This window comes from Agrobacterium sp. 10MFCol1.1, from assembly GCF_000381165.1.
In the GTDB taxonomy this organism is placed as follows: Bacteria; Pseudomonadota; Alphaproteobacteria; order Rhizobiales; family Rhizobiaceae; genus Agrobacterium; species Agrobacterium tumefaciens.
Window position 1 is genome coordinate 402,508 of the sequence record NZ_KB906076.1, and the last position, 8,795, is coordinate 411,302.

An 8,795-nucleotide genomic window follows, 5' to 3' on the forward strand; every position below is an offset into this window, starting at 1 on the left:
GACGTTCTGCCGTTTATTTGGCAGCTTCACCGTTGATGTAGATGCCGTCCAGCAACGTGCCTTCCAGTCCGTGCTTTGCGAAGATCGCCTTGTACTCGCCTGAGATCATGAGCGCCTTGAGGGCGCCTGCATAGGCATCGCGCAATGCAGTGTCCTTCTTGGAGAAAGCGATACCCTGGTAAACGGTGGTGATGGGCTCGCCGACGATGGCATAGGTGTCCTTTTCCAGTGTCAGCAGGTAGGGCAGGGTTTCCGAGCCCTGAACCGCACCATCCAGGCGGCCCTGCTTCAGCTGAGCGCGCGCATCCGCCGAGCCCTCCGTGCCGACCACCTTGATGGCGGCAAGCCCCTTGGCCTCGCAATTTGCCACGCTCCATTTTGCAGTTTCATCCGGGAAGGACGTCCGGCGGCTCATGCCCACGGTCTTGCCGCAGAAGTCGGCCGGGGTCTTGAACTCCTCCTTGCGCGCCGCTGAGGTGTAGAACTGCGCACCGGATTTCATGTAATCGACAAAGTCGAGCGTATCGCGACGCTTCGGAAGATCGCTCATGCCGCTGTGAATGAGATCAACGCGGCCCGTCTGGAGTGACGAGATCATCTGTTCGAAGCCGATATCAGCCCATTCGACTGTGGTGCCAAGCTGCTTGCCAAGCGCCACGCCAAGATCGATATCGATCCCCACCAGCGTGTTGGTCGCCGGGTCCTTGTATTCCATCGGCGGATAGTTGGGCTGGTTTGCGACGACAACCTTGCCCGCAGACTTGATGCGGTCCGGCAAGCCTTCGGCATGCACAACCGTAGAGGCGACTAGGACGGCGACGGTGATAAGAGCTGTTTTCATGTGAATTCCCCTTTTTATAAGCTGACTGGGTTGGCTTAGGCGTGTAGCGCGGGCCTGCCTGACTGACGGGCCCGATCGATTTCAGCTGTGAACAGCCCTGATAAACTCCGTCGTACGAGGGCTTTTCGGCGTACCGAGAACTTCAGAAGCAGGACCGACCTCGACCATTTTGCCCGCCTCCATGAAAGCGACGGTGTTTGCAACGTTGCGGGCAAAGCCAAGTTCGTGCGTCACCACGATCATGGTCATGCCGCTTGCGGCGAGATCCTTCATCACATCCAGGACTTCCGAGACGAGTTCCGGGTCAAGCGCGGACGTCGGTTCGTCGAACAGGATCAGTTCGGGGCGCATGCACATCGCGCGGGCAATTGCCACGCGCTGCTGCTGACCGCCGGACAATTGCGAGGGATAATGTCCGGCCTTGTCGCCCAATCCCACGCGGACGAGCAGATCTTGTGCGCGCTTGCGGACATCGGCTACCGGCTCACGCAGAACCTGGACCGGACCTTCAATGACGTTTTCCAGCGCGGTTTTGTGCGGAAACAGGTTGAAGCGCTGGAATACCATTCCGACGCGGCGGCGCTGCCGTGACATTTCCACATCGCTTATTTCGTGCAGGTTGTTGCCTTCGCGGCGATAGCCGACCAGTTCATCATTGACCCAGATTGCGCCGGCGTTCATTTTTTCGAGCTGATTGATGCAACGCAGAAAGGTGCTCTTTCCCGACCCGGAAGGGCCGATGACGCAGCAGACCTCTCCCTTGGCGATTTCCAGACTGACCTTGTCAAGCGCCGTGAAAGTCCCATAAAGCTTGGTGACGTCAACGGCCTTTACAACGATTTCCTTGCTCATCTCATCCCCCTCACATCGATGCGCTGACGGCTTTGCTGCCGCGGCCGAAATACTGCTCGATATAGTGCTGGATCACCGACAGGACGGAGACGACGGCGAGATACCAGAAGCTGGCAACCAGCAACAATTCCAGCACCCGGGTGTTGGCGAAGTAGATGATCTGCGCATTGTGCAGGATTTCCGAATACTGGATGACGCTTGCAAGCGAGGTAAGCTTGACCATGCCAATCACCTCGTTTCCTATCGGCGGAACCATGACGCGCATGGCCTGCGGAAGCACGATGCGGCGCAACATCATCATCTGAGTCATGCCGATGGAGCGGGCTGCTTCATATTGTCCGCTATCCACAGACAGGAGGCCGCTGCGCACAACTTCGGACGTATAGGCGCCTTGGGAGATACCAAGGCCCAGCATGGCCGCAACGAACGGTGTCATGATGTCAACCGTGCGGACCTCGAACAGGCCCGGAATACCCATGGTCGGGAAAATCAGCGCTAGGTTGAACCAGATCATCAGTTGCAGCAGCGCTGGCGCGCCCCGGAAGATCCAGACATAGCCAACTGCGATTGAGGAGAGTACCGGATTTCCCGATACGCGCATCAGGGCGATAATCACACCAAGCACGATGCCGAGCGTCATGGCGGCCACGGTCATGATCAGCGTGCTCTGCAGCCCCTGCAGGATCGCCGGTGCAAAGATGAAGTCACGAACATAGCTCCACTCGATCTGGCCAACACTAAAGGCACGGACAAGCGCTGCGAGAGCAAGAAGAACGAGTGCTGCCGCGACCATGCGCCCTGTATGGCGTTTGGGAACGAGCGTCAGGTGGGCGATCTCGTATTTCTGGTCGTGGGGTGCGGGATGGGTGTCGGACATGCTCATCGTGCACCTCGTTCGCGTCTTGAGGCCGCGTCGTGGCCGGAAATATTCAGCGTGCTGGCAGCGAATGTCTTCCTTGCTTCCAGCGCAGCGGTGAAGCGTTCGATCTGCTCGCGGACCCTGACCGGCGCTGTCGACCCAAAGCCGGTGCGGCTGGCAAGCGCGCCTTCCAATGTGATCGCCTTGAGGACAGCGGGTGCGAGGCGCGCGTCGATTCTGGGCAGGTCTTCCTCGCTCAGACTGCCAAGGTCGTGGCCTTGCTCTTCGCAATAGCGGACCACAGCGCCGGTGATGTCATGCGCCTGCGCGAACGGAACGTTTTGCGACACAAGCCAGTCCGCAACCTCTGTTGCCAGGGTAAATCCCTTGGGCGCTTCGTCGCGCAGCTTGACCACATCGAATTCCATCGTTTCTACCATGCCTGCGAAAGCAGGCAGGATGAGTTCGAGAATGTCGATGCTTTCAAAGAGTGCGCGCTTGTCTTCTGCGAGGTCACGATTGTAGGCAAGCGGCATTGCCTTCATTGTTGCCAGGAAACCGGCGATGTTGCCGATAAGCGTGCCGCTCATGCCGCGGGTCAGTTCGGCGATATCCGGGTTCTTTTTCTGCGGCATGATGGAGGAGCCGGTTGAGTAGGAATCATGCAGCCTGGCCCAGCTGAACTGCTTGGAACTCCAGATGCAGATTTCCTCCGCAAGGCGTGACAGGCTGATGGCCACCAGCGAGCAGATGAACAGGAATTCGGCCACATGATCGCGTGCCGAAACCGCGTCGATGGAATTCTCACAGGCTGCAGTATAACCAAGCTCGATCGCCGACAGATCGGGGCGGCAGGCGATGCCCGAACCAGCCAGTGCGGCGGCACCCAGCGGCGAACGGTCGAAACGCCGGTCGAAATCCTCGAAGCGCTCCAGGTCGCGAAGCAGGCTCTGTGCATGCGCCATGAGATGATGGCCGAGCACGACGGGTTGGGCAGGCTGCAGATGCGTAAAACCGGGCATCACCGTTTCCGTGTGCCGTGCGGCTTGCGAGACCAGCGCCAGTTCGATTTCGACAATGCCGCGGGACAGCTCCCGCGCCATGCGGCGAAGATACAGGCGGGTATTGTTGGAGGTCTGGTCGTTGCGCGAGCGCCCGGCGCGCAGCTTGCCCCCCAGCACGCCGAGACGCTGCATCAGCAGGCGTTCGAGGAAGGTGTGAATGTCTTCATCGGCAGCGATAGGTTTTTCGCTCCCTTTTGCAACATCGGTCTCGATATGGTCGAGCGTTTCACGGATCGTGGCGAACTCTGCCTCATCCAGCACGCCTGCGCGCTTCAATTCGGATGCATGGGCACGCGAACCGGCAAGGTCCTCGCGGTAAAGCCGGAAGTAAGAGGGGTGCGAGCGGGAAAGATTGGCAAGTGCTTCCGAGGGGCCGGACTTAAAGCGTCCACCCCAGAGCTGGGTCGGCTCGGACATGATAGTTCCCTTTTTTGTTTAATATTGAGGCAATGCTCCTATTTGCCAGGAATTAAGGCAAGCGAAGTTAATTCGCTTGCCTATGACAAAAACGACTAGTCAGATTTAGCGCAGAGGATTAGTCTGAAATCGACTGAAAGGGCGAGGTGCGCGTATGTCTGGCCGCAAGCAATTTCCCTCCATGACGGCGCTACAGGTTCTTCTGGCCGTGGCCGAACGCGGCTCGACAAGTGCGGCCGCAGAGCCACTCGCGCTCTCGCAAAGCGCAGTCAGCAAGCAATTGATCGGATTGGAAGAACTCATCGGTGGTCCGGCTTTCCAGCGCACGCCGAACGGCATGGTTCCAACCGAGTTGGGCGCCATTTACATCGAGCATGCCCGCACCGCGATCAAGGCAATGGAAGATGCGGCTCTAAAGGTCGCTCGCCTCAAACCAGGGCCGCGTGTTCTTCGTCTTCAGGTGCCGCCGATCTTCGGCGACCGCTGGCTCTTACCGCGCTTTGTTCAATTTACTGAGGCCCATCCTGAAATCGAAGTGCAGTTTACGACCTTCGTGTCAAAAACACAGACCGAGATTCCAGATGGAAGCGTGCGCTTCCTAGTGAGTCCAGCTCCAGATGAGGACGGTACATATCTTTTCGGCAATGACATTCGCCTGGTCAGCGCCGCATCCTACTGGGAAAAGCTTGGCAATCCCGGGACCATCGAAGCCGCGGCGCGCGGTGTCATGCTGGAGCATCCACAGACCCCGTTCCATTGGCCATTCTTCGTGCAGGCGAATGGATTGCACGGGCTGGAGGTTCGCCACACGATGCGTTTCGGCTATTATACAATGGTTATCCGCGCGGCACTGGCAGGGCAGGGGATGGCGCTTATCCCGCATGGCCTGATTGCCGATGAACTTGTTGCCGGCCGCCTTGTCAACCCCGGCGGGTTTGGCTTCCGGAGTGACCATGGATACTGGTTCACCAAGCCGGGCAACATTCCCACAAGCCAATCGATGCGTCTTTTTGAACAATGGCTGTACGAAGAGGCCGGTCTAACGAAAGATTAGGCTCAGGACTCGTTTGCCGAGCCAGAAGATGACTGTGGCGGCGATGCAGATGGCGCTAAAAAAGGCGTGTGCCACCCACGACATACCACTCTGATTTCCAGTATCCAAGGCGAGCGTGCAGCTCATCTGGCGTCCAGGTATTCCAAGAATCTTCTGGAAGGTTTCATACGGAGGACCAAACTCGGGTCGGGTCGGGACGGCTTCAGGCGTCTGTTTGGGCCAACCTCCGATCTTGCGCAGTAGGATAGATACCGTCATCCGGGACTTTCGCCTAGTTTATAGGCCCTGACCTGTTCGGGATCATCGCCACCTCAGGAGGCGATACGCTTCAGGGCATCACCATCGAGCCGATAAAAAATCTTGTCCGGTTTTCGCTCTCCGCCAATGTTGTCATAGAAGCCCAGCAGGTGCTGATCATTTGCATCTGCGGTCCAGTCTATTCTTGACAGCCGGCGCTCCAGTGCCAGCTGTGCAAGCTGCGCAATGAGTTCCCGCCCGATGCCGCGCCCACGATAGGCGCTGCGGACATAAAGCTCTTTGAGGAAGAGGCCTGGTTGCAGGTATGGGCCAGGATAGATGGCGCTGAATGCAGCAAATCCGACCACGCACCCCTGGTCGATCGCGACAATGATTTCCGCAGCGTCCGGTCTTTCCACCAACCCTTGGAGAACTTCATCGCAGGATGGGCAGGGCACTTTATAATAAGCCTGCATTTCCTGCATCAAATCTGCAGCGCTCCGCAGCAAGTCGGGGTGATGATCCAGCATTTGGATAGTGTATGTCATCATCGTTCCTTGAAAATCTCGTTTGTCGATCATTGAGGACCAGGTGCGCATTCATCGGAATTCGAGCGATCAAACCGTTGCAAGCGCTCTAGTTAAGCTTTTCAAGACGGCAGGAAGACCTATGCGAAACCGTTCCCTATCGGGCCGGATCACTCAACCTCGTCCGGAAAAGAGCATGAGGCATTTCATTGAGGACAAAATCATTTGTGTTGCCATATTTAGTATGACGGGATTGCCCATCAGTCATGCTATAATTGGTTTGTCGATTTGGCCTTTGCGGCCTCTCGGCTGTTTTGCCGAGTCATGACTTGCTTCGCGAGTCTCCGGCCCTTGAGGGCCTCTCCATGCCGAACATCCCTTCAGTGCATTTCGAAGCGGCAAGCACACTTGCCCTCGTGTTATATTCCAGCGAACCTTTGCTCTTCCTGACCGATGACCTGACGGTCATTGCAGCGAGCGCGTCATTTTGCAGGACGTTCGCGATAGATCCTGTTACAATTTCAGGCAGAACCCTCCGGGATATTGGAGACGGTGAATGGGCGATGCCCAAGCTCACGTCGCTGCTTCGAGCAACGGTTTCCGGAAGCGCCAAGATTGAAGCCTACGAGATCGAACTCAGGCGGCCAGATCACGCGACGCGCCAACTGGTGGTCAATGCCCGGACGCTTGATGACGGCGACATCGATCATATCCGCCTTCTGTTGTCCGTAACCGACGTCACCGAGGCGCGCGCCGAGGCACGATTGAAGGACGATCTGGTTCGCGACAAAGCGATCCTGCTGCAGGAGGTGCAGCACAGGGTCGCCAATAGTCTCCAGATCATAGCAAGTGTTTTGATGCAGAGCGCGCGTCGGGTACAGTCGGAGGAGGTACGAGGGCATCTCCACAACGCCCATCTGCGGGTCATGTCGATCGCATCGGTGCAAAGGCAGCTTGCCACAGCCCAAAGCGGCGATGTACAAGTCCGCGCCTATCTGACCCAGCTTTGCCAAAGCCTCGGAGCGTCTATGATCGCCGATCCTGATAGGCTTTCGATACAGGTGATCGTAGATGACAGCGCGGTTGAGGCGGACGTTTCCGTGAGCTTGGGCCTTATCGTCACGGAATTGGTCATCAACGCCCTTAAACACGCCTTTCCCAATGAGCGAACCGGCCTGATCCTTATTGACTATCGTGCCTCAGACAAAGACTGGACCCTGACCATTTCCGATAACGGCATCGGCATGCCGGCGGGAAGTGGCGCACCTAAGGCCGGACTGGGAACAGGCATAGTGGAGGCGCTCGTTAAGAATTTGACGGGCGAAATCCTTCTAAGCGATGCCGATCCGGGCACGGTCGTCACAATACGGCACCGGGAAAATGCGGGTTCACGAATTGATCTGTCAGCAGCCGTATGAGCCCGAGGGTTCAGACGCGCGACATTACCGAAGCTGTCGAAGCTTCCAACTCCTATTCACAGAGTGAGCGATGAAAAATGGTAAAGCGGTCGTCCTGATTGTCGAAGACAACACGATCATTCGAATGGGGGCAGCCGATCTGGTTCTTGCCGCAGGCTACGAAGCTTTGGAAGCTTGCAATGCCGACGAGGCAATTCGCATCCTTGAGTCGAGAAATGACATCGATCTGGTGTTTACCGACGTTCAGATGCCCGGGACAATGGACGGTATCAAGTTGTCCCACTATATCAGGGATCGATGGCCACCTGTGAAACTGATAGTCGCATCCGGCGCGGCAATCCTTGAGGAGAGCAGTCTACCGGTGGGCAGCCGTTTCTTTTCAAAGCCGTATGATGATCATTCAATCACGGACGCAATGGCCCGCCTGCTTTCGCAAGTGCCGCCGGCCAACGATGCCGGTTGAGTTTCGGCGACCGACATCTGGGCGTGCGGTCCGCGTCCCATCAAGTGCGGGTTCCAGGTAGGAATCCCAAGCGCTTGCGTGGTGTGGTCTTGAGCCGATTGCAGATCTCGATAACGTCGGCATCTCTGACGGAGAGCGGATCGACCTCTCTCGAAAGCCATTTACGGGCTCGTCTGTTGGAATTTTCGACCGTGCCTTTGTGCCATGGCGATTGTGGATCGCAGAATCAGGTTTGGGTCCTATGCTCGCCTGGAGGTAAGGCCAGTCGGTCAACTTCGTACCACGGTTGAACGTGATGCAACGACGGGCGAGGTGGGGCAGGGCCTGAAGTGCTTGCACAAGGCCGTTCATGACCGGTCGAGACTGCCGATCGTTGTTGCGCAGAAAGATCGCAAAGCGGCTGGCACGTTCAACGAGTGATGTCACATTGGCTTTCCCAAACTTCTTTCGGAACTGGATCAGGTCGCATTCCCAATGCCCGAACTGCTTGCGATCGGCAACCGCGTCGGGGCGGCGTAATCACGGACGCCGGTCGCGATTTTACTGTTCGACGGGCGACCAATTGCCTTGTGTCTGATCGAGGCAGCGCCGGTAGTTACGACCAATCAGCCTCTGAACATACCGGGCGCTGATTGCCAGTACAGCGGGTGATCTTGCGTCGTTCATCCAGATCAATATGAGAGGAGGTACGGTCCATCGCGCTTTCCTTACGAGTGACAACCCATTGGCATCATTCGTAAGTCGCACTTCAAAATAGAATGTACCCCGCTACATACATGTGGCGGCAAGGTTGAAATGTCGCGAATCGTGCAAAGTTAAAATGTCATCTGTCGCTCTGCCAGCCAGTTAGAAATGCGACACTGGCTCAAACAATCAGCCCCCGACCGGACCGGCTGGGCCGGGTTGCAAGGGTAGGGAGGGGGCGGGTGATGGAACACACCCTTCGGCTTTAGCTTTCTCACTCCAAAGCACTTTTCGTCGCGTCATGGTCAGCCGTTGACAGCGCCATAAGCTACAATCAGATTCACCTTGGCTTCGCCAGATGAGAGGGAAGGGCATGATA

At 57.1% G+C, this 8,795-nt stretch carries 8 protein-coding genes and 1 pseudogene; 3 read left to right on the forward strand and 6 right to left on the reverse strand.

Going from position 1 to position 8,795, the window contains the following annotated elements:
* Positions 1 to 13 precede the first annotated feature (13 nt).
* The 4 genes from F617_RS0115290 to argH form a co-directional block, all read right to left on the reverse strand.
* The gene (locus tag F617_RS0115290) at positions 14 to 841 is read right to left on the reverse strand and encodes an ABC transporter substrate-binding protein (RefSeq protein ID WP_019565914.1); all 828 of its coding nucleotides are present in this window, start codon (positions 839 to 841) and stop codon (positions 14 to 16) included.
* A gap of 81 nt (positions 842 to 922) precedes the next feature.
* Positions 923 to 1,693 (reverse strand): amino acid ABC transporter ATP-binding protein, encoded by a 771-nt coding sequence (locus F617_RS0115295; RefSeq protein WP_019565915.1) that lies wholly within the window; start codon positions 1,691 to 1,693, stop codon positions 923 to 925.
* A 10-nt stretch (positions 1,694 to 1,703) separates the two neighbouring features.
* Positions 1,704 to 2,576 (reverse strand): amino acid ABC transporter permease, encoded by an 873-nt coding sequence (locus F617_RS0115300; protein WP_003516889.1) that lies wholly within the window; start codon positions 2,574 to 2,576, stop codon positions 1,704 to 1,706.
* Positions 2,573 to 4,033 carry an argininosuccinate lyase gene (gene argH / locus F617_RS0115305; protein ID WP_019565916.1) on the reverse strand — a complete coding sequence of 487 codons (1,461 nt, stop codon included), beginning with the start codon at positions 4,031 to 4,033 and terminating at the stop codon, positions 2,573 to 2,575. Before argH ends, F617_RS0115300 begins: the two co-directional genes overlap by 4 nt.
* Positions 4,034 to 4,187: 154 nt before the next feature.
* On the opposite strand from argH, the gene F617_RS0115310 reads away from it, so the two are divergent.
* Positions 4,188 to 5,087, forward strand: coding sequence for a LysR family transcriptional regulator (locus tag F617_RS0115310; protein ID WP_003516887.1), 900 nt, complete (start codon positions 4,188 to 4,190; stop codon positions 5,085 to 5,087).
* 311 nt (positions 5,088 to 5,398) lie between these two features.
* Here the strand turns inward: F617_RS0115310 and F617_RS0115320 are convergent, their stop codons facing one another.
* Positions 5,399 to 5,875 carry a GNAT family N-acetyltransferase gene (locus F617_RS0115320; RefSeq protein ID WP_026330884.1) on the reverse strand — a complete coding sequence of 159 codons (477 nt, stop codon included), beginning with the start codon at positions 5,873 to 5,875 and terminating at the stop codon, positions 5,399 to 5,401.
* 341 nt (positions 5,876 to 6,216) lie between these two features.
* On the opposite strand from F617_RS0115320, the gene F617_RS0115325 reads away from it, so the two are divergent.
* Positions 6,217 to 7,269 carry a sensor histidine kinase gene (locus F617_RS0115325; RefSeq protein WP_019565919.1) on the forward strand — a complete coding sequence of 351 codons (1,053 nt, stop codon included), beginning with the start codon at positions 6,217 to 6,219 and terminating at the stop codon, positions 7,267 to 7,269.
* 70 nt (positions 7,270 to 7,339) lie between these two features.
* The gene (locus tag F617_RS0115330) at positions 7,340 to 7,732 is read left to right on the forward strand and encodes a response regulator (RefSeq protein ID WP_019565920.1); all 393 of its coding nucleotides are present in this window, start codon (positions 7,340 to 7,342) and stop codon (positions 7,730 to 7,732) included.
* A 40-nt stretch (positions 7,733 to 7,772) separates the two neighbouring features.
* Here the strand turns inward: F617_RS0115330 and F617_RS28880 are convergent.
* A pseudogene (locus F617_RS28880) lies at positions 7,773 to 8,245 on the reverse strand (IS30 family transposase); the annotation flags it as partial.
* Between the last annotated feature and the right edge of the window lie 550 nt (positions 8,246 to 8,795).